The organism is Paracoccus versutus (assembly GCF_029909795.1).
In the GTDB taxonomy this organism is placed as follows: Bacteria; Pseudomonadota; Alphaproteobacteria; order Rhodobacterales; family Rhodobacteraceae; genus Paracoccus; species Paracoccus versutus.
In genome coordinates this window covers 1,219,000-1,244,399 of sequence record NZ_CP038196.1, presented here as the reverse complement: position 1 = coordinate 1,244,399, position 25,400 = coordinate 1,219,000, and the positions used below count along the sequence as shown (strand labels likewise).

General features: G+C 68.9%; 26 protein-coding genes and 1 pseudogene. 14 read left to right on the top strand and 13 right to left on the bottom strand.

The window, feature by feature from the left end:
* The 3 genes from E3U25_RS06070 to E3U25_RS06060 all read left to right on the top strand — a co-directional run bounded on the left by E3U25_RS06070 (position 1) and on the right by E3U25_RS06060 (position 2,749).
* Positions 1–1,095, top strand: coding sequence for a UDP-3-O-(3-hydroxymyristoyl)glucosamine N-acyltransferase (locus E3U25_RS06070; protein ID WP_116220929.1), 1,095 nt, complete (start codon positions 1–3; stop codon positions 1,093–1,095).
* 47 nt (positions 1,096–1,142) lie between these two features.
* A complete protein-coding gene (locus E3U25_RS06065; protein WP_116220930.1) occupies positions 1,143–1,403 on the top strand; it encodes an acyl carrier protein in 261 nt (86 codons plus the stop codon).
* A gap of 137 nt (positions 1,404–1,540) precedes the next feature.
* The gene (locus E3U25_RS06060; protein ID WP_114535988.1) at positions 1,541–2,749 is read left to right on the top strand and encodes a beta-ketoacyl-[acyl-carrier-protein] synthase family protein; all 1,209 of its coding nucleotides are present in this window, start codon (positions 1,541–1,543) and stop codon (positions 2,747–2,749) included.
* A 45-nt stretch (positions 2,750–2,794) separates the two neighbouring features.
* Here E3U25_RS06060 and E3U25_RS06055 read toward each other — a convergent pair whose 3' ends face one another.
* The 4 genes from E3U25_RS06055 to E3U25_RS06040 all read right to left on the bottom strand — a co-directional run bounded on the left by E3U25_RS06055 (position 2,795) and on the right by E3U25_RS06040 (position 6,702).
* Positions 2,795–4,015: an MFS transporter gene (locus tag E3U25_RS06055; RefSeq protein ID WP_166435491.1), complete on the bottom strand. Its 1,221-nt coding sequence runs from the start codon at positions 4,013–4,015 to the stop codon at positions 2,795–2,797.
* Positions 4,016–4,028: 13 nt separating this feature from the next.
* Positions 4,029–4,667 (bottom strand): bifunctional 4-hydroxy-2-oxoglutarate aldolase/2-dehydro-3-deoxy-phosphogluconate aldolase, encoded by a 639-nt coding sequence (gene eda, locus E3U25_RS06050; RefSeq protein WP_114535978.1) that lies wholly within the window; start codon positions 4,665–4,667, stop codon positions 4,029–4,031.
* A gap of 188 nt (positions 4,668–4,855) precedes the next feature.
* Positions 4,856–5,476 carry a DUF1190 domain-containing protein gene (locus E3U25_RS06045; protein ID WP_116220932.1) on the bottom strand — a complete coding sequence of 207 codons (621 nt, stop codon included), beginning with the start codon at positions 5,474–5,476 and terminating at the stop codon, positions 4,856–4,858.
* A 2-nt stretch (positions 5,477–5,478) separates the two neighbouring features.
* A complete protein-coding gene (locus tag E3U25_RS06040) occupies positions 5,479–6,702 on the bottom strand; it encodes a glutathionylspermidine synthase family protein (protein ID WP_116220933.1) in 1,224 nt (407 codons plus the stop codon).
* Positions 6,703–6,913: 211 nt separating this feature from the next.
* On the opposite strand from E3U25_RS06040, the gene E3U25_RS06035 reads away from it, so the two are divergent.
* The 5 genes from E3U25_RS06035 (at position 6,914) to E3U25_RS06015 (ending at position 12,159) form a co-directional block, all read left to right on the top strand.
* Entirely contained in the window at positions 6,914–8,512 is a 1,599-nt protein-coding gene (locus E3U25_RS06035) for an ABC transporter substrate-binding protein (RefSeq protein ID WP_114535976.1), read from the top strand.
* A gap of 81 nt (positions 8,513–8,593) precedes the next feature.
* Positions 8,594–9,604: an ABC transporter permease gene (locus E3U25_RS06030; protein ID WP_072462472.1), complete on the top strand. Its 1,011-nt coding sequence runs from the start codon at positions 8,594–8,596 to the stop codon at positions 9,602–9,604.
* Positions 9,601–10,506, top strand: a complete 906-nt coding sequence (gene nikC, locus E3U25_RS06025; RefSeq protein ID WP_116220934.1) for a nickel transporter permease — start codon at positions 9,601–9,603, stop codon at positions 10,504–10,506. Before E3U25_RS06030 ends, nikC begins: the two co-directional genes overlap by 4 nt.
* Positions 10,503–11,357 carry an ABC transporter ATP-binding protein gene (locus tag E3U25_RS06020; RefSeq protein ID WP_116220935.1) on the top strand — a complete coding sequence of 285 codons (855 nt, stop codon included), beginning with the start codon at positions 10,503–10,505 and terminating at the stop codon, positions 11,355–11,357. Before nikC ends, E3U25_RS06020 begins: the two co-directional genes overlap by 4 nt.
* Positions 11,358–11,403: 46 nt before the next feature.
* The gene (locus E3U25_RS06015; protein WP_072462451.1) at positions 11,404–12,159 is read left to right on the top strand and encodes an ABC transporter ATP-binding protein; all 756 of its coding nucleotides are present in this window, start codon (positions 11,404–11,406) and stop codon (positions 12,157–12,159) included.
* Between the two features lie 42 nt (positions 12,160–12,201).
* On the opposite strand, the pseudogene E3U25_RS06010 reads toward E3U25_RS06015, so the two are convergent.
* Positions 12,202–13,499: pseudogene (locus tag E3U25_RS06010) on the bottom strand (IS701 family transposase).
* 84 nt (positions 13,500–13,583) lie between these two features.
* The gene (locus tag E3U25_RS06005; protein ID WP_036759830.1) at positions 13,584–14,291 is read right to left on the bottom strand and encodes a VIT1/CCC1 transporter family protein; all 708 of its coding nucleotides are present in this window, start codon (positions 14,289–14,291) and stop codon (positions 13,584–13,586) included.
* 121 nt (positions 14,292–14,412) lie between these two features.
* Between E3U25_RS06005 and E3U25_RS06000 the strand changes: the two genes are divergently transcribed.
* Entirely contained in the window at positions 14,413–15,858 is a 1,446-nt protein-coding gene (locus tag E3U25_RS06000) for an aldehyde dehydrogenase family protein (RefSeq protein ID WP_116220936.1), read from the top strand.
* Positions 15,859–15,873: 15 nt separating this feature from the next.
* A complete protein-coding gene (locus tag E3U25_RS05995; protein ID WP_116220937.1) occupies positions 15,874–16,617 on the top strand; it encodes an SDR family oxidoreductase in 744 nt (247 codons plus the stop codon).
* Here the strand turns inward: E3U25_RS05995 and E3U25_RS05990 are convergent.
* From E3U25_RS05990 to E3U25_RS05975, 4 genes are read right to left on the bottom strand one after another with little or no spacing between them, the layout of a single operon-like run.
* Complete coding sequence (locus E3U25_RS05990) at positions 16,614–17,447, bottom strand: metal ABC transporter permease (protein WP_072462448.1); 834 nt, start codon at positions 17,445–17,447, stop codon at positions 16,614–16,616. The genes E3U25_RS05995 and E3U25_RS05990 overlap by 4 nt on opposite strands.
* Positions 17,447–18,307: a metal ABC transporter permease gene (locus tag E3U25_RS05985; RefSeq protein WP_036759834.1), complete on the bottom strand. Its 861-nt coding sequence runs from the start codon at positions 18,305–18,307 to the stop codon at positions 17,447–17,449. The genes E3U25_RS05990 and E3U25_RS05985 overlap by 1 nt, the downstream gene beginning before the upstream one ends.
* A complete protein-coding gene (locus tag E3U25_RS05980; RefSeq protein WP_116220938.1) occupies positions 18,304–19,170 on the bottom strand; it encodes a manganese/iron ABC transporter ATP-binding protein in 867 nt (288 codons plus the stop codon). Before E3U25_RS05980 ends, E3U25_RS05985 begins: the two co-directional genes overlap by 4 nt.
* Positions 19,163–20,068: a metal ABC transporter substrate-binding protein gene (locus E3U25_RS05975; RefSeq protein ID WP_116220939.1), complete on the bottom strand. Its 906-nt coding sequence runs from the start codon at positions 20,066–20,068 to the stop codon at positions 19,163–19,165. The genes E3U25_RS05980 and E3U25_RS05975 overlap by 8 nt, the downstream gene beginning before the upstream one ends.
* Before the next feature lie 107 nt (positions 20,069–20,175).
* Between E3U25_RS05975 and E3U25_RS05970 the strand changes: the two genes are divergently transcribed.
* Positions 20,176–20,598 carry a Fur family transcriptional regulator gene (locus E3U25_RS05970; protein ID WP_072462445.1) on the top strand — a complete coding sequence of 141 codons (423 nt, stop codon included), beginning with the start codon at positions 20,176–20,178 and terminating at the stop codon, positions 20,596–20,598.
* Positions 20,595–20,954, top strand: a complete 360-nt coding sequence (locus E3U25_RS05965; RefSeq protein WP_140846483.1) for a YigZ family protein — start codon at positions 20,595–20,597, stop codon at positions 20,952–20,954. Before E3U25_RS05970 ends, E3U25_RS05965 begins: the two co-directional genes overlap by 4 nt.
* Here the strand turns inward: E3U25_RS05965 and E3U25_RS05960 are convergent.
* From E3U25_RS05960 to pth, 3 genes are read right to left on the bottom strand one after another with little or no spacing between them, the layout of a single operon-like run.
* Complete coding sequence (locus E3U25_RS05960) at positions 20,951–21,325, bottom strand: DUF2237 family protein (RefSeq protein WP_072462444.1); 375 nt, start codon at positions 21,323–21,325, stop codon at positions 20,951–20,953. The two genes, E3U25_RS05965 and E3U25_RS05960, sit on opposite strands and share 4 nt — an antisense overlap.
* Position 21,326: 1 nt before the next feature.
* Positions 21,327–22,373: a DUF2332 domain-containing protein gene (locus E3U25_RS05955; protein WP_116220940.1), complete on the bottom strand. Its 1,047-nt coding sequence runs from the start codon at positions 22,371–22,373 to the stop codon at positions 21,327–21,329.
* Entirely contained in the window at positions 22,370–23,077 is a 708-nt protein-coding gene (pth, locus tag E3U25_RS05950; protein WP_116220941.1) for an aminoacyl-tRNA hydrolase, read from the bottom strand. Before pth ends, E3U25_RS05955 begins: the two co-directional genes overlap by 4 nt.
* Before the next feature lie 196 nt (positions 23,078–23,273).
* Between pth and E3U25_RS05945 the strand changes: the two genes are divergently transcribed.
* On the top strand, positions 23,274–23,903 hold the full coding sequence (locus E3U25_RS05945; protein WP_036759845.1) for an ATP-dependent Clp protease proteolytic subunit: 630 nt from the start codon (positions 23,274–23,276) through the stop codon (positions 23,901–23,903).
* 162 nt (positions 23,904–24,065) lie between these two features.
* Positions 24,066–25,331 carry an ATP-dependent Clp protease ATP-binding subunit ClpX gene (gene clpX, locus E3U25_RS05940; protein WP_036759847.1) on the top strand — a complete coding sequence of 422 codons (1,266 nt, stop codon included), beginning with the start codon at positions 24,066–24,068 and terminating at the stop codon, positions 25,329–25,331.
* Positions 25,332–25,400: the final 69 nt, after the last annotated feature.

Here is a 25,400-nt window from a genome sequence, read left to right as displayed (position 1 = left end):
ATGACATTGACCATCGCTGAACTGGCCCGCGCACTCGATGCCCGCCTCTGGGGCGACGGCAGCCTGCTCGTCAACGGTGCGGCCGAGGCCGGCCAGGCGCGCGAGGACCAGATCGCGCTCGCCACCTCGCCCGCCTATGCCGAGAAGCTGGCGCCGGGCGGCATGGCGCTGCTGGCCGAGGGGGCCGACCCCGAGGCGCTGGGGCTGCGCGCCGCCATCCTGGTCGGCCGGCCGCGGCTGGCCATGGCCGGGCTGACCCGCGCCTTCGATCCCGGCCCCGGCATCGCCCCCGGCATCCATCCCAGCGCGGTGATCGACCCGACGGCCGAACTGCCCGAGGATGCCGCTATCGGCCCCTTCGTGGTCATCGGGGCGCGGGTGCGGATCGGGGCGGGGGCGCGCATCGCCTCGCATGTCTCGATCGGCGCGGATACGGTGATCGGCCGCGACGCGCTGATCCATCCCGGCGTGCGCATCGCCCATGGCGTGACCATCGGCCACCGGGTGATCCTGAACCCCGGCGTCTCGCTGGGCGCGGACGGGTTTTCCTTCGTCACCCCCGAGAAATCGGGGGTCGAGGAGATCCGGCAGTCCCTGGGCGAGCGGGCCGAGATCCGCCAGCAGCACTGGACCCGCATCCATTCGCTGGGCGGGGTCGAGATCGGCGACGATGTCGAGATCGGCGCCAATTCCACCGTGGACCGCGGCACCATCCGCGCCACCCGCATCGGCCGCGGCACCAAGATCGACAACCTGGTGCAGGTCGGCCATAATTGCCTGGTGGGCGAGGATTGCCTGCTTTGCGGCCTGGTCGGCATCGCCGGCTCGGCCCGGATCGGCAACCGCGTGGTGCTGGGCGGGCAGGTCGGGGTCTCGGACAATATCTTCGTCGGCGACGACGTGATCGCCGGCGGCGCGACCAAGATCTTCACCAACGCCCCCGCCGGCCGGGTGCTGCTGGGTAGCCCGGCGGTCAAGATGGAGGCCCATGTCGAGGCGCAGAAGAACATCCGCCGCCTGCCACGGCTTTACGCGCAAGTGGCCGAGCTTCGCGAAACTGTTAAGAAACTGCTCGACAAGGGCGGCGTGGAATAGCATTCCCGCATGTAATCGCCCCTGACCGGGACAGAACGGAGGCCGAGATGACAGAAATCCGCGATCGCATCATCCAGATCGTCGCAGAACAGGCGATGCTGGATCCGTCCGAACTGAAGCTCGAGATGTCGCCGCAAGACATCGGCATCGACAGCCTGGGCCTGGTCGAATCCATCTTTGCCATCGAGGAAGCCTTCGACATCTCGGTGCCCTTCAACGCCAACGAGCCCGAGAAATCCGACTTCGACATCTCGACCCTCGGCGCCATCATTGCCGCCGTGGAAAAGCTGGTCGCTGAAAAGGCATGAACGCCAAGAGGACCAAGGGCGAGAAAACGCCCAAATCCGAACGCAAGCCCGGCAAGGTCAAGGGCAAGGTCAAGAACGCGACCAAGATCGCCCGCACCATGCTGGGCCGCGTCATCATGGGGCGGCATGCCAACGGCATGCGCCGCGTCGCCATCACCGGCATGGGCACGGTCAACGCGCTTGGCCGCGACGTGCCCTCGACGCTGGAGGCCATGCGCGAGGGGCGCTGCGGCATCGGCCCGCTGGAGTTCCGCGACGTCGAGCGGCTGGCGATCCGCATCGGCGGCCAGGTCCGCGACTGGGAGGCCGAGACCTATTTCAACCGCCAGCAGATCGTCCTCTACGACAAGTTCACCCAGTTCACCCTGCTGGCCGCGCGCGAGGCGGTGGCGCAATCCGGGCTGGTCTTCGAGGGCGAGCTGGGCCTGCGCTCGGGCGTGGTGCTGGGCACCGCTGCCGGCGGCATGAACACCTGGGACGAGAATTACCGCACCGTCTATGAAGAGGGGAAGAACCGCGTCCATCCCTTCGTCGTGCCCAGGCTGATGAACAACGCGGCCTGTTCGCATCTGAGCATGGAATACGGGCTGCTGGGCCCCAGCTTCACCGTGGCCACCGCCTGCGCCAGTTCCAACCACGCCATGGGCCTGGCCTTCAACATGGTGCGCTCGGGCGCCGCGACCGTCATGCTGACCGGCGGGTCCGAGGCGATGCTGTGCTTCGGCGGCGTCAAGGCCTGGGAAGGGCTGCGCGTCATGTCCAAGGACGCCTGCCGCCCGTTCTCGGCCACCCGCAACGGCATGGTGCAGGGCGAGGGGGCCGGCGTCTTCGTCTTCGAGGATTGGGAACACGCGGTCGCCCGCGGCGCCGACATCCTGGCCGAGGTGGTGGGCTTTTCCATGTCGGCCGATGCGCAGGACATCGTCATGCCCTCGGCCATCGGCGCCGAGCGCACCATCACCGGCGCCATGCTGGACGCGCATATGCGCCCCGAGGAGGTCGGCTATATCAACGCCCATGGCACCGGCACGGCGGCGAACGACAAGACGGAATGCGCCGCTGTGGCCCATGCCTTCGGCCATCACGCCGACCGGCTGATGATCTCGTCCACCAAGTCCATGCACGGCCACCTGATCGGCGGCACCGGCGCGGTCGAACTGCTGGCCTGCATCATGGCGCTGCGCGACGGCGTCATCGCGCCCACCATCGGCTATGAGGAGCCGGACCCGGAATGCGCGCTGGACGTGGTGCCGAACGAGGCGCGCGAGGCCAGGGTCGAGGCGGTGCTGTCCAACGCCTTCGCCTTCGGCGGGCTGAACGCGGTGATCGCGCTGCGCAAGGCCTAGGTCGGGTGCCGCCCGCCGCAGGTGGGGCGGGCGGGTCAGGCCGCCCTAGCGTGCCACTTCGCGCGGGCGCAGCATCAGCCACAGGAGCGCACCGCCCGCCAGCACCAGGAAGGGCAGCATGGCCAGGTTGACCGCGCTCCACCCCGCCTGGGCCGAGCCGCCCATGCAATTCATCAGCCCGCCCGAGGACAGCGAGGCCAGGAACACCCCGCCGAAGACGATGGCGTCGTTCAGGCCCTGCACCCGCTCGCGCTCCTCGGGGCGATAGGCGCGGGTCAGCATGGCGGTGGCGCCGATATAGCCGAAGTTCCAGCCGAGCCCGAGCAGGATCATGGCGATGTAGAAATGCGCCAGGTCCACCCCCGACAGCGCCACCGCCCCGGCGCCCGCCAGGATCGCCAGGCCGACCATGACGATGCGGGTGGCGCCGAAGCGGGCGATCAGGTGGCCGGTGAAGAACGAGGGCGCGAACATCGCCAGCACATGGCCCGAGACGATGTTGGCCGCATCCGCGGTGGCAAAGCCGCAGCCCACCACCGCCAGCGGCGCCGAGGTCATCACCAGGTTCATCAGCGCATAGGAGACCATGCCGCAGATCATCGCCACGGCGATCTGCGGCACGCGCAGAAGCTCGCCCAGCGGCCGGCCCTGGGAATGGCCCTGGGCAGGGGCGGGCGGGCGCGGAATGTCGAGAAAGGCGAAAAGCACCGGGCCCAGCAGGTTCAGCCCGATGATCGCGGCATAGGTGGCCAGGAAGGGGATGGCGGTCACTTCCGCCGTCCAGCGCACCAGCAGCGGGCCGGTGAAGGCGGCGGCCAGCCCGCCCGCCAGCACCCAGGAGATGGCGCGCGACTGGAACTCGGGCGGGGCGCAATCGGTGGCGGCGAAGCGGAAGAATCCCTGCGCCGCCATGTAGACCCCGGTAAAGAGCGCGCTGGCGGTGAACAGCCAGAAATTGCCGCTGGCCAGGGCATAGGCGGCGATGGCCGCCCCAAGCGCCGCCGAGCCGCAGGACAGAAGGAACCCCGCCCGCCGCCCGTGCCGGCGCATGAAGCCCGAAAGCGGCCGGGCCGACAGCGCCGAGCCCAGGATCATCATCGACAGCGGCAGGGTGGCGATGCAGGGGTTCGGGGTCAGCATCTGGCCGGCCAGCCCGCCGACGATGAAGATCATCGACATCTGCGCCCCGAGCAGCGCCTGCGCCAGCAACAGCACGATGACATTGCGCCAGGCGCGGCGCATCGGGTCTGCCTCGGCCAGGGTCATCGCCATGGCGGGTCTAGCGCAGCGTGCGCGCGTCGCGGGCGCGGGTCTCGATCGCCGCCCAGTCGCTGGCGGCGACATCGGCGTCGGGCGCGATCCAGCTGCCGCCGACGCAGACCACGTTCGGCAGGGCCAGGTAGTCGGGGGCGTTCTGCAAGGTCACGCCGCCGGTCGGGCAGAAGCTGACCTGCGGCAGCGGACCGGCCAGGGATTTCAGCGATTTCGCCCCGCCCGCCGCCTCGGCCGGGAAGAATTTCAGCATGGAATAGCCCAGTTCCATCGCCCGCATCACCTCGGAGGCGGTGACGGCGCCGGGCAGGAGCGGCAGGCCGATCTCCTCGCAGGCCCGCGCCAGCCGCTCGGTCAGGCCGGGCGAGACGGCGAAGCTGGCGCCGGCGTCCCTGGCCCGCTTCGCATCGTCCGGGGTCAGTACGGTGCCGGCGCCGACATGGCCGCCGGGCACCTTGGCCATCGCGCGGATCACATCGAGCGCGGCGGGGGTGCGCAGCGTCACCTCGAGCACCGGCAGGCCGCCGGCGACCAGCGCCGTCGCCAGCCCCTCGGCGCGGGTCGCATCGCCGACGACCAGGACAGGGATCACCGGGGCGAGTTCGCAAAGCGCGCGGGTGTTCCGGGATTGCTGTTCGGGGGTCATGGCGGGCCTCGTTCTTGCGGAAATCTCGCGGCAGGTTGCGCTTTTCCGCGCCGCTGCGCAAGGGTTCGTGTTAGCGTTAACTTGCCGCGGGCGGGGTGGGCCGGCGCAGGACAGGGGGCTGTCCGCCCCCTCTTGCGGCGCAAGGCCGCAATTCACCCCCGAGGGTATTTCGGCAACGGAGAAAGGCTTCAGCCGCCGAAACTGCTGCGCCCGCCCGAGCGGGCGGTGGCCGAGGCGCCGAAGCCGCCGCGCTGGCTGACCTGGGCCGCGCTCATCGGCGGCTTGCCGATGGTCGAGGGCGCACGCTGGAAGGCTGCCGCCGGCACCTTGCCCGCGCCGCGGTTGCTGGCGAAGCTCTGGTCGCCCTTGGGCGTGGAATAGCGCCCGTCGGCCGTGTTCACCATCGGCTGCGAGAAGATGCCGCCGCCGCGCGACAGCATCGAGCCCATCATGTAGCCCACCAGCAGCGGCATGAAGGAAAACCCGCCGCCCGAGCCCTGCGCCTGCTGTTCCTGGGCCGGGTCGCCGCCGCAATTGCCCACGCCATGTTCCTGTTCGCACAGCTCCTTGGATTCGTAGCGCGGCGCGGTTTCCAGGAATTCCTGCTGGGCGGCGGCGAAGTTCTGGCGGCAGTCCTCTTCGGTGAACCACAGGGTTTCCTGCTTGCTGGCGGCGATGCAGCTTTCCAGGTCGGGAAAGCTTTGCGCGTCCATGCGGTCGTCCTCGCAGGCGGCCAGCGCCAGGGTCGCGGTTCCGGCCAGCACTAGCGCGACATGGCGCGAGCGTTTGCGGGGGAGGCGGTCGGTCATGGTCAGCCCTCGATGAAATGCGGCTTGAAGCGCGACAGGTTGTGGGTGATGGGCGAGCGGTCCTCGCGCAGGCCGAGCCCGCAGCAGGTCTCGCCCACGATCCAGGCGCCCAGCACCGGGTGGAAGCCGCCGAAATCCGGCAGCCGGGCCAGGCCCTGCACGATCATCGGGTGATGCGAATAGCTGTCGTCGCCGGTGCGCGCCACCTCGCGGCCCGCTTCGCGGATCACCACGCCCGCGCCCTCGCGCGAGAAGATCGGCTTGGTCACATGGCCCTGGGCCAGGGTTTCGCGCGCGGCCTCGAAGGCCGGGGCCAGCTCGGGGGCGGGGCTGCCGCCCGCCATCGCCTCCTCGACGTCGGCCAGGAAGAAGGCGGGCAGCAGGTTCGGGTGGCCGGGGAACATCTGCCATAGGAGCGGCAGGATGCCCTTGTTCGACAGCACCGCCTTCCAGGGCGGCTCGATGAAGCGGGTGCCGGAGCCTTGCAGGTGCCGGGCGAAGTCGTCGCGCAGCATGTCCTCCCAGGGGTAGAGCTTGAAGAGCGTGCCGATGACGCGGGACTGGTCGTCGGCGAATTGCCCCTCCTCGGTCAGGCCGATCTGGGAAAGCGCGGTGAAATGCGCGCCCAGGCCCGCCTCGCGCGCGGCCCAGGCCAGGGTCTCGACGGTGGCGTAATCCTCGGGGTTGTCGGGATCGGCGGTGAAATGCACCTCTTCGCCGTCGGTGCAGATCTGCGTCCAGCGCGCCACGATCGCCTCGTGGATGCTGTTGAACTGGTCGGCATCGGCATCCAGCACCCCCGCCGCCCGCTGCTGTTCGAACCAGAGCCATTGGAAGCTGGCGGATTCGTAGAGCGATGTCGGGGTGTCGGCGTTGTATTCCAGCAGCTTCGCGGGGCCATGGCCGTCATAGGCCAGGTCCATGCGGCCGTAAAGCTCGGGCTCGCCCCGCGCCCAGCTGGCGGCGACCAGATCCCAATGCTCGCGCGGGATGTCGAGCCGGGTCAGCCAGGATTCGTCGCGGACGGCGCGGTCCACCGCCTCGCGGCAGAGCGCGTGCAGTTCCGTCGCGGGGGCCTCGATGTCCTCTTCGACCTGGCGCAGGGTGAAGCGATAGGCGCTGGTTTCGTCCCAATAGGGCTCGCCGCCCATGTCGGCGAAGCTGAAGCCCAGCTTCTCGGCCTCGTCGCGCCAGCCGGGTCGCTCGGGAAGGGTGCGTTTTTCCATGGTCTCTCCTTCCGCCCGAGATAGGACGGGGCGGCGCCCCGGCGCAAGCCTGCGCCGCGATTTTCTGGCCGGGCGGGTCGGTGCATCGGCCGCCCTTCGCCCCCCGGCAGGCCGGGTTTCACGCGGGGCTTGCGGCAGGGCCGGCTTCGCGCCAAGCTGCTACCATTCCAGCCCCGCGAGCGACGGGGCGCGACAACAGGGATGATCCGTCATGCAGAACCGTTTCCCGCTTCGCGCGCTCATGCTGGCCTCGGCCGTGGCCTTGGCGCCGGCCGGTGCCGCCTGGGCCGAGACCCCCGCCGATACGCTGGTGATCGCTCATCAGATCGACGACATCATCAGCCTGGACCCCGGCCAGAGCTTCGAGTTCTCGGGCCAGGACGTGGTCAGGAACCTTTACGACCGGCTGGTCGATATCGACCCGCTGGACCTGGCGGCGGGCATCAAGCCCAGCCTGGCCGAAAGCTGGGAGGTCAGCGAGGACGGCAAGACCATCACGCTGACCATGCGCGAGGGGGTGAAGTTCCATTCCGGCAACCCGGTCCGGGCCGAGGATGCCGCCTGGTCGCTGCAACGCGCCGTCAAGCTGAACAAGTCGCCCGCCTTCATCCTGAACCAGTTCGGCTTCACCGCCGAGAACGTGGACGAGCGCGTGACCTTCGACGGCAACAGGCTGGTGCTGCAACTCGACCAGCCCTATGCGCAAAGCTACGTGCTGAACTGCCTGGCCTCGGAGGTCGGCTCGGTCGTGGACAAGGAAACCGTGATGGCCCATGCCGAGGGCGAGGATTTCGGCAATGCCTGGCTGTCCACCAACGATGCGGGTTCGGGGCCCTTCACCCTGGCCACATGGCGGCCGAACGAGGCGGTGCAGCTGACCGCCAATCCCGATTACTGGCAGGGCGCCCCGGCATTGGCGCGGGTGATCGTGCGCCATGTCCAGGAAAGCAGCGCGCAACGGCTGCTGCTGGAGCAGGGCGACGTGGACGTGGCCCGCAACCTGACGCCGACCGATGTCGAGGGCATCGCCGGCAACGACAGGCTGAAGGTGATGGACGAGCTGCGCGGCCGCATCCTCTACATGGGGCTGAGCCAGAAGGATCCCCTGCTGTCCCGCCCCGAGATGGTCGAGGCGATGAAATACCTGATCGACTATGCGGGCATGGAATCGAGCTTCCTCAAGGGCCAGTGGAAGGTGCATCAGAACTTCCTGCCCGAGGGCTACCTGGGCGCCTCGGACGAGAACCCCTGGACCCATGACATCGAGAAGGCCCGCCAGATCCTGACCGATGCCGGCATCACCTCGGGCACGGTCAGGACCATCGTGCGCGACATCCGCGAATATGTCGACGCCGCCCAGACCCTGCAGGCCGCCATGGCGCAGGTCGGGCTGACGCTGGAGATCCAGCAGATGACCGGGGCGCAGGTGCTGGACGCCTATCGCGCGCGCCAGGTGCCGATCTTCATCGGCGAATGGGGGCCGGATTACGCCGATCCGCATACCAATGCCTCGACCTTCGCCCATAACCCGAACAATGCCGACGATGCCGGCCTGTCGCAGCTGGCATGGCGCAACAGCTGGGCGGTGCCCGACGAGATGAACCGCGCCGTCGAGGCCGCCACGCTGGAGGGCGACACCGACAAGCGGGTGCAGATGTATCTGGACATCCAGAGCCAGTATCGCGAGATCGCGCCGATCATCCCGATGTTCCAGAAGATCGAGCAGGTGGCGATGCAGCAGAACGTCCAGAACTGGACCTCGGGCGGCTCGGTCAGCTCGGTCCTCTATCGCCAGGTGACGAAGGAATAGGGCGTGGTCCAGCCCGACATGCTGGACCAGCCGGGGCGGGACGGGCCGCCCCCCGCCGCCGGCGCGCCGTCGGGGCGCGCCATGCGGCTGGGCCGTCGCTTCGCCGGCGTGGCCCTGTCGCTGGTGCTGACGCTGCTGGGCCTTTTGCTCGTCACCTTCGTCATCGGCCGCATCATGCCGATCGACCCGGTGCTGAAGGTGGTGGGCGAGCGCGCGACCCAGGCGCAATATGACGCGGCCTACCAGGCCATGGGGCTGGACAAGCCGATCTGGCAGCAGTTCCTGCGCTACATGGCCGAGGTGCTGCGCGGCGATTTCGGCCGCTCGATCTCGACCGGCCATGCGGTGGCGCAGGACTTGCGGCGGGTGTTCCCGGCCACGCTGGAGCTGGCGACGCTGGGCACGCTGATCGGCGTGCTGGTCGGCGTGCCGCTGGGCGTGGTCGCCGCCGCGCGCCGGGGCGGCTGGATCGACCAGGTCGCCCGCGTGGTGGCGCTGGTGGGCTATTCCATGCCGATCTTCTGGCTGGGGCTGATGGGCCTTCTGCTGTTCTACGGCATCCTCGGCTGGGTCGGCGGGCCGGGACGGCAGGGCATCGTCTACGACGGCATGGTGCCCACCGTCACCGGGCTGATCCTGGTCGACAGCCTGGTCGCCGGCGACTGGGCCGCCTTCCGCGACGCCTTCAGCCATATCGTGCTGCCGGCCGGCCTTCTGGGCTATTTCAGCCTTGCCTATATCAGCCGCATGACCCGCAGCTTCATGCTGGAGCAGCTTTCGGCGGAATATGTCGTCACCGCCCGCGTCAAGGGCCTGTCCGAGCGCCGGGTGATCTGGGGCCATGCCTTCCGCAACATCCTGGTGCCGCTGGTCACGGTGATCGCGCTGAGCTTCGGCTCGCTGCTGGAAGGCTCGGTGCTGACCGAGATCGTGTTCTCCTGGCCCGGCATCGGCCAGTATATCACCAAGGCGCTGCTGGCCGGCGACATGAACGCGGTGCTGGGCGGGACCGTGGTGGTCGGCACCTGCTTCGTGGCGCTGAACCTGCTTTCCGACATCCTCTACCGCCTGCTGGACCCGAGGGCGACATGACCCGGACCACCCGCGCATGGCTGCTTTCGGACGCGCCGCAGACAAGGCGGCAGGCCCGGCTCGGGGCGCTCTACCAGGGCTGGCTGACCTTTCGCGCCAACCGGCTGGCGATGGTCGGGCTCGCGATCCTGGTCCTGCTGGTGCTGGTCGCGGGTTTCGCGCCCTGGATCGCGCCGCAAAACCCCTATGCGCAGAACCTGGCCCAGCGGTTGCAGCCGCCCTCCGCGCAGCATTGGCTGGGCACGGATGCGCTGGGGCGGGACATCCTGTCGCGGCTGATCTTCGGTTCGCGGGTGACGCTGTTCATCGTCGGCACCGTGGCGCTGATCGCGCCGGTGATCGGGCTTTTCGTCGGCACGGTGGCGGGCTTCGCCGGCGGCTGGGTCGACCAGGTGCTGATGCGCGTCACCGACATCTTCCTGGCCTTCCCCAAGCTGATCCTGGCCCTGGCCTTCGTCGCCGCCCTCGGCCCCGGCATCGGCAATGCGGTGCTGGCGCTGGCCATCACCTCATGGCCGCCCTATGCGCGGCTCGCGCGGGCCGAGACGCTGACCATCCGCCGCGCCGACTATATCGCCGCCGCCCGGCTGCAGGGCGCGGGGCCCTTGCGGCTGCTGATCGGCCATGTCTGGCCGCTCTGCGTCAGCTCGCTGATCGTGCGGGTGGCGCTCGACATGGCGGGGATCATCCTCTCGGCCGCGGGCCTGGGCTTCCTGGGCCTCGGCGCGCAGCCGCCGATGCCGGAATGGGGGGCGATGATCTCGGACGGGCGCAGCTATATCCTGGATTTCTGGTGGGTCGCGGCCATGCCCGGCCTGGCGATCTTCGTCGTGTCCCTGGCCTTCAACCTGCTCGGCGACGGGCTGCGCGACGTGCTGGACCCCAGGGGAGGCCGGGAATGACGCCGCTGCTTTCGGTCCGGAACCTGCGCGTCGCCTTCCCGACCCGCTCGGGCCTGTTCGAGGCGGTGCGCGGCGTCAGCTTCGAGCTGGGCCGCGAGCGGCTGGGCGTGGTCGGCGAAAGCGGCTCGGGCAAGACCATGACCGGCCGTGCCATCCTCGGCCTGGTGCGTCCGCCGGGGCGGGTCGATGCCGACCGCATGGCGCTTGGCGGCGAATCGATCCTGAACCTGCCCGAGCGGCGGATGCGCCGCCTGCGCGGCGCGCGCATCAGCATGGTGATGCAGGATCCCAAGTTCAGCCTGAACCCGGTGATGACCGTCGGCCGCCAGATCGTCGAGGGCTACCGGCTGCACACGGGCGTCAGCCGCGCCCAGGCCCGCGACAAGGCGCTGGAAATGCTCGCCGCCGTGCAGATCCGCGACCCCGAACGGGTGTTTCACGCCTATCCGCACGAGGTCTCGGGCGGCATGGGCCAGCGCATCATGATCGCGATGATGCTGGCCCCCGACCCCGAGATCCTGATCGCGGACGAACCCACCTCGGCGCTGGACGTCTCGGTCAGGAACGGGGTGCTGCGCATCCTGGACCGGCTGGTGCGCACACGCGGCATGGGGCTGATCTTCATCAGCCACGACCTGAACCTGGTGGCGCAATTCTGCGACCGCGTCCTGATCATGTATGCCGGCCGCGTGGTCGAGGAACTGCCCGCGCGCGATCTGCACGCCGCCCGCCACCCCTATACCCAGGGCCTGCTGAACAGCCTGCCGCGCCTCGACCGCCCGGTGGAACGGCTCGCGGTCCTGCAAAGGCAGGCGGGCTGGCGCGACGCCCCGCCCGAGGGCGCGGCATGATGCGGCTTCTTCGTTCCCCAAATACCCATCCGCCCCGGTGCAACCCATGCTGACGGTCGAGGATCTGGACGTCTGGTTCGGCCATCCGCCCGAGCGCGTCGATGCGGTGAAATCCGCCAGCTTCGCCGTCCGGCCGGGCGAAAGCTTCGGCCTCGTCGGCGAAAGCGGCTCGGGCAAGTCCACGATCCTGCGCGCCATCGCCGGGCTTGTCGACAGCTGGTCGGGCCGCATCGAGGTCGCGGGCGAAGCCGTCGCCGGCCGCCGCCGCTCGCGCGGCTTCCACAAGACCGTGCAGATGGTGTTCCAGGATCCCTATGCCAGCCTGCATCCGCGCCATTCCGTGGACCGGGTGCTGTCGGAAACCCTGCGCCTGCAGGGCATGGACCGGATCGACGCCCGCATCGCCCGGCTTCTGGACCAGGTCGGGCTGGGGCAGGGCTTCCGCTTCCGCTATCCGCACCAGCTGTCGGGCGGCCAGCGCCAGCGCGTCGCCATCGCCCGCGCGCTCGCCGCCGAGCCCAGGCTCCTCTTGCTCGACGAGCCGACCTCGGCGCTCGATGTCAGCGTGCAGGCCGAGATCCTGAACCTGCTTGCCGACATCCGGGCCGAGCGGCGGCTGAGCTATGTCCTGGTCAGCCACGACCTGGCGGTGGTGGCGCATATGTGCGACCGGCTGGCGGTGATGCGCGCGGGCCGGATCGTCGAGGAAATGGACGCCGCCAGCCTGCGCGCGGGCGCGGCGCAGGGCGATTACGCCCGCGCGCTGATCGCCGCCAGCGCCGGCTATGTCCGCGAAGCCTAGCACTACTTTGGCAGAAGTCTGTTGAGCATTTTTCGCCACTTCCTACGGCAGTGGGGACAGTTGGGCGGCGGCTGACTGAGCTGGATCAAGATCGTCTGTCTGATAGCTGGTAGGCTCGGTTGCGGCGGGGCAGCTGGGGCCCTGTTTTTTCCGACCCGCTGCCTTCAGGCGTCGGGCTTGCAGGAAGGCGAACGCGATCATGGTCATGAGCGCATGTCGGTGCAGGCCCTGCCATGATCGGCCCTCGAAGTGGTCAAGGCCCAACTCTTCCTTGAGCTGCTGATGGGCTTGCTCACAGACCCAACGGGCCTTGATGGCCCCGGCCAGTTTCTTGAGCGGTGTGTCGGCCGGCAGGTTGCTGAGGTCGTATTTGCGCTCGCCGGTGGAACGGTGCTCGCCGACCAGCCAGACCTCCTCGCCGGGCAGATGCTGCTGGCCAAGATTGCCAATGCGCTGCGGCGGTCCGCAGGCCAACGCGGACGCGCATGGCAGCGAACCGGGCTGAGAGCTTGCCTTTCGTGCCGCGCCGCCAACTCACGGCCTGCCCCTTCGCATTCTCAAGTATCCTGCGCCGGACGAGATGGGACATCGGGGACATGGTTCTTACGCGGTCGCCCGCGCCCGGCGACCGGGAAGATCAGGGTAACGTTGGCCGAGTAGAGCTTCTGCTTGTGAGGGATGCCCACGGCCCAGATCAGTCCACGCTCGGTGAGCGCCTGCCGGAACGGGCCAGACAGGCCATAGCCGGCGTCGGCCAGGATGCCGCCAAAGCACGCACCTGCGCTGCGCACACGGTCGATCTCGGCCAATGCGATCTCCGGCTTGGTACGGTAGGTGCGCGCCTCGTCAGGAACCTTTGCCCGATCCATGCGCGCCGTATCACTGGTCCAGCTCTCGGGCAGAAACAGCCGAAGCCCGATCATCACGGGCACTTCGCCTGATGCCAGCGTCACCGACACAAGGGTCTGGCAGTTGGCGTTCTTGCCGAGCGCCGACGCGTACTGCGGTGCTACCCCAACTGAGGCACGCCCCTTCTTGGGTAACGCGGTATCATCAATAATCAGCCAAGCATCGCTGCCACCAACCAAGGCGTCTGCCTGCTGGCACAGTTCCTTCTCCAGCGGCGCGCTGGCCCACAGCGCGGCACCAATAAAATGATGACGTTGGTCATAACCAATCCCGGGCGAACGCATCGCCATGGGCTGCACGCTCTTGCGATCGCCAGGACCAATCAGCCCCTCAACGCAAGCCGGACACATCCGCGCCCGGCGCCGGTCGCCCAATGTTGCCACAAAGGGACGAAGCCACTCCGTCAGATCGTCCCGTCGATCATCCGCCATCGCCAGCCTCCACAAGCTGGCACTCTATGAATCACCGCAAGTGACTCTTGGGAATCCTGAAAATGCACTTCTGCCAAAGTAGTGCTAGACCGCCACGCCGAAGATCTTGCCGATGCCGGCGGTGGCTGCCAGCGCCAGGGTTCCGCCCGCCGTCACCCGCAGCACCGCCCGGCCGGGCGGGGCGCCGCCGGCCCAGGCCCCCAGCGCGCCCAGCGTCCCCAGTGCGACCAGCACCGCGACCAGCACGCTGGCGACGACCTGGCCGCCGGGCGCGAACACCGCCGCCAAGAGCGGCACCGACGCCGCGGTGCTGAAGGTCGCGGCCGAGGCCAGCGCCGCTTGCAGCGGGTTCGCGTTCGACGCCTCGCTGAGCCCCAGCTCGTCGCGGACATGGGCGGCCAGCGCATCATGCTCGGTCACTTCGCGCGCGGCCTGCAGGGCGGTGCCGGGGCTCATGCCGCGCGTTTCGTAGATGGCGGCCAGCTCGTGCAGCTCCGCCTCGGGCATCTCGCGCAGGGCCGTGCGTTCGCGGGCGATGTCGGCGCGCTCGGTATCCGATTGCGAACTGACCGAGACATATTCGCCCATGGCCATGGACATTGCCCCCGCGACCAGCCCGGCAAGCCCGGCGATCAGGATCGCCTCGCGTCCCGGATCGGCCGCGGCGACCCCGGTGATCAGCGCGCCGGTCGAGACGATGCCGTCGTTCGCCCCCAGCACCGAGGCGCGCAGCCAGCCCAGGCGGCTGACGTAATGCGGATCGTCGGGATGGGCGCTGGGTTGCTTGCTCATGGCTGGCCTCGGCTGCTGCATCGCGGGCAGATTAACCGGCCCCGCCGGATTTGCCAGCCTTGCGTCCCGCGCCCGGCGCCGTCACGCTGCGGCCAGGCGAATCCCGCCGGACGGAGGCGACATGCTCCACGACCCGATCCTGCCGCCGCCGCGCAACCTCATCGGCGGCGCCTGGCGGCCGGCCGCCTCGGGGCGCGAGATGCCGATGATCTCGCCCCTCGATGGCCGGCCCTTCGCCGCCATCGCCGATTCCGGCCCCGAGGACGTGGATGCCGCGATCCGCGCCGCCCGCACCGCCTTCGAGGGCGACTGGGGCCGCCTGACCGCCGCCGAGCGCGGCCGGCTGATGCTGCGCCTTGCCCTGCGCATCGAGGCCGAGGCAGAGATGCTGGCGCAGCTGGAAACCCGCGACAACGGCAAGCCCATCGCCCAGTCCCGCGCCGACATGGCGGCGCTGGCGCGCTATTTCGAATATTACGGCGGCGCGGCCGACAAGCTGCATGGCGAGGTGATCCCCTTCCTGAACGGCCATGACGCCATCAGCCTGCGCGAGCCGCATGGCGTCACCGGCCATATCATCCCCTGGAACTATCCGGTGCAGATCTTCGGCCGCTCGGTCGGCGCGGCGCTGGCCATGGGCAATGCCACCGTGACCAAGCCGGCCGAGGATGCCTGCCTGACCATCCTGCGCCTGGGCGCGCTTGCGGCCGAGACCGGCTTTCCACCCGGTGCGATCAATATCGTCACCGGGCGCGGCGCGGTCGCCGGGCGGGCGCTGTCCGAACATCCCGGCGTCGATTTCATCAGCTTCACCGGCTCGCCCCAGGTCGGCCAGGCCATCGGGATCGCTGCGGCGCGCAATCACATCCCCTGCACGCTGGAACTGGGTGGCAAGTCGCCGCAGATCGTCTTCGACGACGCCGACCTCGAGGCGGCCGCGCCGGTGATCGTGGGTGCCATCGTGCAGAACGGCGGCCAGACCTGCTCGGCCGGATCGCGCGTGCTGATCCAGCGCGGCATCTGGGACCGGCTGACCGCCATGCTGGCCGAACGCTTCCGCGCGGTCGAGGCGGGCCCGGCCGAGGGCGCGCTGCTGGGCCCGCTGATCTCGGCCCGGCAGAAGGCGCGGGTCGAAGGCTACATCGCCGGGGCCGCGGCGCCGCTGATCGCCCGCGGCGCCATTGCCGGGGACGCGCCGGCGGCGGGCTTCTACGTCGCGCCGGCGCTCTTCGGCCCGGTCGATCCGGCAAGCCCGCTGGCGCAGGAGGAAATCTTCGGCCCGGTGCTGGCCGCCATCCCCTTCGACACCGAGGCCGAGGCCGTGGCCATCGCCAACGGCACCGAATACGGGCTGGTCGCCGGCATCTGGACCCGCGACGGGGACCGCCAGGCGCGCATGGCCCGCGCCATGCGCTCCGGGCAGGTCTTCATCAATGCCTATGGCGCCGGGGGCGGGATCGAGCTGCCCTTCGGCGGGCTGCGCAGATCCGGCCACGGGCGCGAAAAGGGCTTCGCCGCGCTTTACGAATTCTCGCGGCTGAAGACCGTGGTTCATCGTTTCGCATAAAGGGAGGGAAAGATCATGCGGCTGCAAGGCAAGACGGCATTGGTGACGGGCGGCGCCTCGGGCTTCGGGCGCGGCATCGCCGAAACCTTCGCGCGCGAGGGGGCGCGGGTGGCGGTGCTGGACATCGACGGCGAAGGCGCGGCGGCGGTGGCCGAAGGGATCGACGGGCTTGCGCTGGCCTGCGATGTGAGCCGGGGCGACCAGGTCCGCGCGGCGGTGGACAAGGCGCGCGAAGCCTTCGGCGCCCTCGACATCGTGGTCAACAACGCCGGCTGGACCACGCCGAACGGCCCGCTTCTGGACACCGACGAGGCGGCGTTCCGCAAGATCTACGACATCAACGTGCTGTCGATCTTTCACATGACCCATGCAGTGCTGCCGCATTGGCGGACGCGCGGGCAGGGGGTGATGATCAACGTCAGCTCGACCGCCGGCATCCGGCCGCGGCCGGGGCTGAGCTGGTACAATTCCTCGAAGGGCGCGGTGAACACCCTGACCCGCAGCCTGGCGGCGGAACTGGCGCCCGAGGGCATCCGCGTGAACGCCATTGCCCCGGTCATGGGCGAGACCGGGATGCTGGAGCGCTTCATGGGCTGCGAGGACACGCCCGAGAACCGCGCCCGCTTCCTTTCGACCATCCCGCTGGGCCGGCTGTCGAAGCCGCGCGACATCGCCAATGCGGCGCTTTACCTGGCCTCGGACGAGGCCGATTTCATCACCGGCGTCATCCTCGAGGTCGATGGCGGGCGGACGGTCTAGCCCGTCACGCCCTGTGCCCGCCGCGTGGCCACGCTGCGCCACAGGAAGGCCAGCACGAACAGCGCCGTCAGCACCAGCACGATGGTCGGTGCCGGCGCGCTGTTCAGCCAGAAGCTGGCCCAGACCCCGCTGGCCGCCCCGAATGCCGCGACGCCGACCGAGGTGGCCAGCATGGCGGACAGCCGGCGCGTCAGCAGGAAGGCCACCGCCCCCGGCGCGATCAGCAGCGCGACGGCCAGGATGATGCCGACCGAGCTGAGCATGGCGACCACCGTGGCCGAGATCATGGCGAGCAGCCCGTAGTTCAGCAGGTTGAACGCCAGCCCCGACACCCGCGCCTGCACCGGGTCGAAGGCCAGGAGCGCGAAATCGCGCCATTTCAGCACCAGCACCAGCCCGACCATGGCCGAGATGCCGCCGGCAAGGCGCAGATCCTCGGGGCCGACGCCCAGCATGTTGCCAAACAGGATATGGTCCAGGTGCAGGTCGGTCTGGATCGCGGTGTAAAGCACCACCCCCAGCCCGAACATGCCCGACATGACCACGCCCAGCACGGTGTCGGCCTTGACGCGGCTGTTGTCCTGGATCCAGCCGGTCAGGGCCGCGCAGCCCAGGCCCGCCAGGAAGGCGCCAAGGATCAGCGGCAGGCCCGCGACATAGGCCAGCACTACGCCGGGCAGCACGGCATGGCTGACCGCATCGCCCATCAGCGACCAGCCCTTGAGCACCAGAAAGCAGGACAAAAGCCCCGCCGGCAGCGCGATCATCAGCCCGATCAGCGCCGCATCGCGCATGAAGGGGAAGGAAAAGGGCATCAGCAGCCAGTCCATCACGCGGCCTCCTTCAGCGCGTCGCGGGCGCGGCGGCGGGCGGCCAGAAGCCCGTGCTTCGGCGCCAGCAGGAAGGCGGCCAGGAAGATCAGCGTCTGCAGGCAGACGATCACCCCCCCGGTCGCGCCGTCGAGGAAGAACGAGACATAGGCGCCAATGGCCGAGGTGAGCGAGCCGATCGCCACCGACAGCAGGATCAGCCGCGGAAAGCGGTCGGTCAGCAGATAGGCGGTGGCGCCCGGCGTCACCACCAGCGCCACCACCAGGAAGGCGCCGACGGTCTGCATCGCCGCCACGGTCGAGGCCGAGAGCAGGGTGAAGAACAGCACCTTCAGCGCCTGCGGGTTCAGCCCGATGGTGCGGGCATGGCTTTCGTCGAAGAACACCACCATCAGGTCGCGCCATTTCGCTGCCAGCACCAGCGCCGAGATGCCGCCGATGAGCGCCAGCTGCAGCGTGTCGCCGGGCGTGATCGCCAGGATGTTGCCCATGGTGATGGTCTGCACGGAAACCGCCATCGGGTTGAGCGAGACCATGAACAGCCCCAGCCCGAAGAAGCCGGTGAAGATCAGGCCGATGATCGCATCCTCGCGCAGGCCCGTGCGCTTGTTCAGAAACAGCATGGTCAGCGCCGCGAGCCCGCCCGACAGGAACGCCCCCAGCGCGAAGGGCAGGCCCAGCATGTAGGCCCCGGCGACGCCCGGCACGATGGAATGGGACAGCGCGTCGCCGATCAGCGACCAGCCCTTGAGCATCAGATAGGCCGACAGGAAGGCGCAGACCCCGCCGACCAGCGCCGAGACCCAGATCGCGTCGGTCATGTAGCTGTATTCGAAGGGCACCAGCAGCGTGCGGATCATTTCGGCGCCGCCTCTTCGCGGGCGCTGCGCTGCTTGTCGTCGTAAAAGACCAGCGGGCGCTCGTCGTCCGACAGCACGGTCAGGCCGCGCGGGTCGTCGTCGTCGTGCAGGTGCCGCGGCCCCAGCACGAAATGGCGCAGCACGCCGCCGAAGGCCAGCCGCAGGTTGTCGGGGGTGAATACCTCGGCCGTGGGGCCATGGGCCAGCACCGTGTTCTTCATCAGCACCACCCGGTCGCAATATTCCGGCACCGAGCCGAGGTCGTGGGTCGAGACCAGCATGACCCGCCCCTCGTCCCGCATTTCCTGCAACAGCGCGATGATGGCGGATTCGGTCTTGACGTCCACGCCGGTAAAGGGCTCGTCGAGCAGGATCACCCAGGCACCCTGCGCCAGGGCGCGGGCCAGGAAGACGCGCTTCTTCTGGCCGCCCGAAAGCTCGCCGATCTGGCGGTGGCGGAAGTCCTGCATGTTCACCCGCGCCAGCGCCTCGTCCACGGTGCGGCGATCCTCGGGCCGGGCGCGGCGCAGAAAGCCCATATGGCCGTAGCGGCCCATCATCACCACGTCCTCGACCAGCACCGGAAAGGACCAGTCCACCTCCTCGGCCTGGGGCACATAGGCGATCAGGTTGCGGCGCAGCGCCTGCGGCACGGTCAGGCCCAGCACCCGCACCTTGCCGGCGGCGGCCGGAACAAAGCCCATCAGCGCCTTGAACAGCGTGGACTTGCCCGAGCCGTTCACCCCCACCAGCGCCGTGACCGAGCCCTGCGGCACGGTGAAACTCGCGTCGCGCAGGGCGGTGAAGCCGTTGCGATAGGCCACGGTCAGGCCGGATACCTCGATGCCCAGGGTGTCACGCATCGCTCAGCGCCTCGACGATGGTTTCCGAGGTCACGCGCAGCAGGTCCAGGTAGGTCGGCACCGGCCCGCCGGCCTCGGACAGGCTGTCGACGTAAAGCACGCCGCCATAGCGCGCCCCGGTCTCGGCCGCGATCTGCCTGGCCGGGCGGTCCGAGACGGTGCTTTCTGAAAACACCACCGGGATCTTGTGCTGCCTGATCGCATCGACCACGCGGCGCACCTGCTGGGGCGTGCCCTGCGCATCGGCGTTGATCGGCCACAGGAACAGCTCGCGCAGGCCGAAATCCCGCGCCAGATAGGAAAACGCCCCCTCCGACGTCACCAGCCAGCGCCGCTCCTCGGGCAGGGCGCGGGCGGCGTCGCGCAGCGGGCCGATGGTGCGGGCGATCTCGCCCTTGTAGCGGCCGGCATTGGCGCGATAGCTGCCCTCGCCCTCGGGGTCGACCTGGGACAGGGCGGCGGCGATGTTGTCGACATAGAACAGCGCCGTGTCCAGCGCCATCCAGGCATGCGGGTTGGGCTTGCCGTCGTAATGCCCGCCCGAGATCGGCATCGGCTCGATCCCCTCGGTCAGCGTGGCCGAGGGCAGGTCGCCCAGGTTGCGCAGGAACTGTTCGAACCACAGTTCCAGGTTCATCCCGTTGCGCAGGACCAGGCTGGCGTCGCGGGCGCCGATCAGGTCGCTGGGGGTGGGTTCGTAATTGTGGATCTCGGCCCCCGGCTTGGTGATCGAGACCACCTCGGCCCGGTCCCCGGCCACGTTGCGCGCCATGTCGGCGATGATGGTGAAGGTGGTCGCCACCTTGAACTTGCCGCCCTGCGCCAGTGCCGGGGCGGAAAGGATGGCGGGAGCGGCCAGCCCGGCAAGGGCCGTGGTCAGGAATGTTCTGCGCTTCATGGTCCGATTCTTGTTCCCGTGGGCCTGGTTCTGTTGCCGTTTATCTGCGAACGATTCTCAACTGTCAAGCCAGTTGCAATTTCTTCGCATCTGGGCCAGAAAACCGCATGGAGATCGAAACCCGCGCCGAAGCCTTCGAGGCCGCGCTGCGCCGTGCCGGCGTGCGCATCACCCGCCAGCGGGCGGCGCTGTTGCGCGTGCTGGCCGGGGCCGAGGATCACCCGGACGCGACGCAGCTGCACCAGCGCGCCATGGCGGCGGGGGCGGGGGTGTCGCTGGCGACGGTCTACCGCACGCTCTCGGCGCTCGAGGCGCAGGGCGTGATCCAGAAGCTGGAGTTCGAGGGCGAACCGGCGCGGTTCGAGCCCGCCGACGGCAGCCACCACGACCACATGATCGACGTCGAGACCGGCGAGGTCATGGAATTCGTCAACGAGCGCATCGAGCGCCTGCAAGCCGAGATCGCCGCCGAGATGGGCTATGAGATCGTCCGCCACCGGCTGGAGCTTTACGTCCGGCGGCGGAGATGAGCCTGGCGGTCTTCGACAAGATCATCTCGGACCGCGGCTCGCGCTATGCGGTGGCGGGCGGGCCGGCCAGGACGCGCGCCGAGGCCGAGGCGCTGCTGGCCGAGCTGCGCCGCAACAAGCGTTTCGCCAAGGCGACCCACAACAGCTGGGCCGCGATCCTGTCGGGCGAGGCGGTGCGCGACGACGACGGCGAAAGCGGCGCCGGCCAGATCATCCTGCAGATGCTGGAGCGGGCCGGGCTGACCGACCATGTGGTGATCGTGACGCGCTGGTATGGCGGCAAGCACCTGGGCGGCGACCGCTTTCGCCATGTCGTCGATGCGGTGCGGCACTATCTGGCGCAGGTGGGGCGCTAGTCCTCGCCCTTCACGGCATGGGCTTGCAGCAGTTCCAGCGGCACGATCTCCAGCGTGCGGGCATGGGTGGCCTCCAGCACCACCTCGGGCGCGGCGAATTCCTGCGCGGCCTGCAGGAAGCGCGCGGCGCAAAGGCACCAGCGGTCGCCCGGCTTCAGCCCCGGAAAGCGGAACTCGGGCCGCGGCGTGCTGAGGTCGTTGCCCAGGTATTTCGACAGCGCCAGGAACTCGGCCGTCACCACGACGCAGACCGTGTGCCGGCCGCGATCCTCGGGGCCGGTATTGCAGCAGCCGTCGCGGAAAAATCCGGTCAGCGGCGCGGTCGAGCAGGGCGCAAGCTTGCCGCCAAGGACGTTGAGCGCGGGGTCCATGTCAGGTCTCCTTCGGCTGCCAGTCGATCCAGCGGGCATGGAAATCCGCCCGGCCGAGGCTCCATTGCCGCATCCCGCCGCCGGCCCAGAGCCGCAGGGCCAGCGCCGCGCCCTCGCCGCCGTCGGCCTCCATCGATAGATGCGCCAGGGGGCGCTCGGGGCTGGCCTGCGCGCCGGCGGCCTGCAGCGCGGCCTCGATCCGCGCGCGCGTGGCGGCGGGAAAATATTGCGCCGCAACGGTGTGATAGACAAGCCTGCCATGGTTGCAAGGTTCGGCCAGCCGGGCCGGCAGCCAGTCGCCCGCATCGCCGCGATCCACCCGCGGCGGATGGCTCCGGGCCAGGGCCAGCGCCGCCTGCATCCGCTCCAGCCGCGCGTGCTGGTCCGCCCAGATATAGGACAGAAGCCGCAGCCCGTCCCGCACCGGATCGAGCGGGTTCAGGTCCACCCCCCGCGCCGCGCCGGTCGCCAGCAGAGCATGGGCCGGGACCGCGCCGCGCCATTCCGGGGCAAGCCGGACAAGCGTCGCATTGTCTCCAATAGTCCGGTATTCATCGCCTATATCAAGATGATATAGAGGAAAGTTCAGGTTCAGTCCAGCACTCGCCCCCAGCTCCAGCAAGTCAAAGCGGCATCCGGGAAGCTCGCCGGCCAAGTGCCGGCCCGCAGCGATCAGCACCGCGGCGCGGGCGACCTCATTGGTCTGCGGCGCAAGCTCGAGCCATTCCAGCATATGCGGCTGATGCTGATGAATTGCTTCGGAAATCTTCTGGCGAAGCCATGCATCATCGCCCCCGGCATAGGCCCGCGCCAATTCCGGGTCGCGCCCGCTCAGCACCAGCGCATGCAGCGCCCCGCAAAGCCGCAGCGGCAGCGAATCGCCGCGGTGGCTGGGATCGCCGGGCCAGGTTCGCACCCGCCGCGCCAGCGCGCCGTCGCCCTCGGCCAGGACCGGCGCCAGCTGCTCGCAGACCCGGGCCGTCAGCGGCGAGCCGAGCGTGCGGCAGGCGCCCGCCTGCAAGGCGAAGGCCTCGCGCCAGGCCGTCACCGGAACCGCTCGGTCAGCGCCCTGAGCCGGTCGGAGAGGCTGGGCGGCTCGGCGGCGAGGTCGTTGGCGGGTTTCGCCGCGGGCCTTTCCGGCGATCCCTTGCGGGGGTTCTCGGCGCGGGTGCCGCTGTTGCGCGCCGGCGCCACCCGCGCCGCGACTGCGTTCATGAACCGCGCATCGTCCCCCGCCGCCAGCGCCTCCGCCCCCTCCGAGATGCCGCGCAAGAGGTCGTCCAGCCCGGCCTCTTCGGCCTTGGCGAAATCCGACAGCACATAGCCCGACACGCGGTTCTTGTCGCCGGGATGGCCGATGCCGATGCGCAGCCGGCGATAGCCCTCGCCGATATGCTGGTGCAGCGAGCGCAGTCCGTTGTGCCCGGCATGGCCGCCGCCGGTCTTAAGCCGCAGCTTGCCGGGGGCGAGGTCCAGCTCGTCATGCAGCACGGTCACGTCCTCGGGCCCGAGCTTCAGGTAGCGCATCGCCTCGCCGACCGACTGGCCCGACAGGTTCATGAAGGTTCCGGGCTTGAGCAGGGTGACGCGCGTGCCCCCCAGCCGCCCCTCGGCGATCTCGCCCTGGAAACGCGCGCGCCAGGGGGCAAAGCCGTGGTCGGCGGCGATGCGATCGACCGCCATGAAGCCCACATTGTGCCGGTTCGCGGCGTATTTCGCGCCCGGATTGCCCAGGCCGACGATCAGTTTCATGCGTTTCTCCGTCGCTCGGGCGCCAGATTACCGGCCCGGCCGGTCAGGGGCAAATTTTATCGCTCTCTTGTCCTCGGGGCCCGGCGTTACTAAGACTCTGTCAACCTTTCGCGTCTAAGAGCGGTCGAACGGGACAGGGGCCTTGGGACGAATCGCGAAACGGACAGGCCAGGCAGGGACAAAAGCAAGGACAGACATGCACGATCCGGCAGAATTCTACATGAACACCCTCGTCCCCATGGTCGTCGAACAGACCAGCCGGGGCGAACGTGCCTATGACATCTTCTCGCGCCTGCTGAAGGAAAGGATCATCTTCCTGTCCGGCCCGGTGCATGACGGCATGGCGACGCTGATCTCGGCGCAGCTGCTGTTTCTCGAGGCGGAAAACCCGACCAAGGACATCAGCATGTATATCAACAGCCCCGGCGGGCTGGTGACGGCGGGCCTGTCGATCTATGACACAATGCAATACATCAAGCCGCGCGTCTCGACGCTGGTGGTGGGGCAGGCGGCCTCGATGGGCTCGCTGCTGCTGTGCGCAGGCCAGCCGGGGCAGCGCTTCTCGCTGCCGAACAGCCGCATCATGGTCCACCAGCCCTCGGGCGGCTTCCAGGGCCAGGCGACCGACATCCTGATCCATGCGCGCGAGACCGAAAAGCTCAAGCGGCGCCTGAACGAGATCTATGTCCAGCACACCGGCCGCACGCTGGAAGAGGTCGAGGAGGCGCTGGAGCGCGACCGCTTCATGTCGCCGCAGGAGGCGAAGGATTGGGGCCTCATCGACGAGATCCTGACGGCGCGCGGCAAGGCCGAGCCGGGCCAGTGATCACGGCTGCGGGAAGCTGGCGGGGCAGGCGTTTTGGGGATTGTGACGGGCCGGGGGGGCTCGTAACATGATGGGCAACGCATGGCGTGGCCTGGCCACGTCCGGAACAGGCGGTCGTCCGGCGCTTTTGCCGGGCCTCCGGTGCTATACGAGGATGAACTGATGGCCAATCCGACCGGCGGCGACAGCAAGAACACGCTCTATTGCAGCTTCTGCGGCAAGAGCCAGCATGAGGTGCGCAAGCTGATTGCCGGTCCGACCGTGTTCATCTGCGATGAATGCGTCGAACTCTGCATGGACATCATCCGCGAGGAGACCAAGTCCTCGGCGCTGAAATCCGGCGACGGCGTGCCGACCCCGCGCGAGATCTGCAACGTGCTGGACGATTACGTGATCGGCCAGGAACATGCCAAGCGCGTGCTGTCGGTGGCCGTCCACAACCACTACAAGCGGCTGAACCACAGCTCCAAGACCGACATCGAGCTGGCCAAGTCGAACATCCTGCTGATCGGCCCGACCGGCTGCGGCAAGACGCTGCTGGCGCAGACGCTGGCGCGCATCCTGGACGTGCCCTTCACCATGGCCGACGCCACCACGCTGACCGAGGCCGGCTATGTCGGCGAGGATGTCGAGAACATCATCCTCAAGCTCCTGCAGGCCAGCGAATACAACGTCGAGCGGGCGCAGCGCGGCATCGTCTATATCGATGAGGTCGACAAGATCACCCGCAAGTCCGACAATCCCTCGATCACTCGCGACGTCTCGGGCGAGGGGGTGCAGCAGGCGCTGCTGAAGATCATGGAGGGCACGGTCGCCTCGGTGCCGCCGCAAGGCGGGCGCAAGCATCCGCAGCAGGAATTCCTGCAGGTGGACACGACCAATATCCTCTTCATCTGCGGCGGTGCCTTTGCCGGGCTGGACCGGATCATCGCGCAGCGCAACAAGGGCACGGCGATGGGCTTCGGCGCCAACGTCAAGGAGGACGACGACAAGGGCGTGGGCGAGTTGTTCAAGCAGCTCGAGCCCGAGGACCTGCTGAAATTCGGCCTGATCCCGGAATTCGTCGGCCGCCTGCCGGTCATCGCCACGCTGGGCGACCTTGACGAACAGGCGCTGATCACCATCCTGACCCAGCCCAAGAACGCGCTGGTCAAGCAGTATCAGCGGCTCTTCGACCTCGAGGGCGTGAAGCTGACCTTCACCGAGGACGCGCTGGTCGCCATCGCCCGCCGCGCCATCAAGCGCAAGACCGGCGCGCGGGGCCTGCGCTCGATCATGGAGGACATCCTGCTGGACACCATGTTCGACCTGCCCGGCATGAGCAGCGTCGAGGAGGTGGTGGTCAACGAGGAGGCGGTGGACAATCCCGCAGCCAAGCCTTTGCTGATCCACACCGATTCGAAAAAGGAAACCGCGACCGCGGGCTAGGCCCGCATCGCATAGGGGCTCGGCCGGCCGCCTTGGCGGCTGCCGATCCCGCGCCGCGGCGGGTCGGTC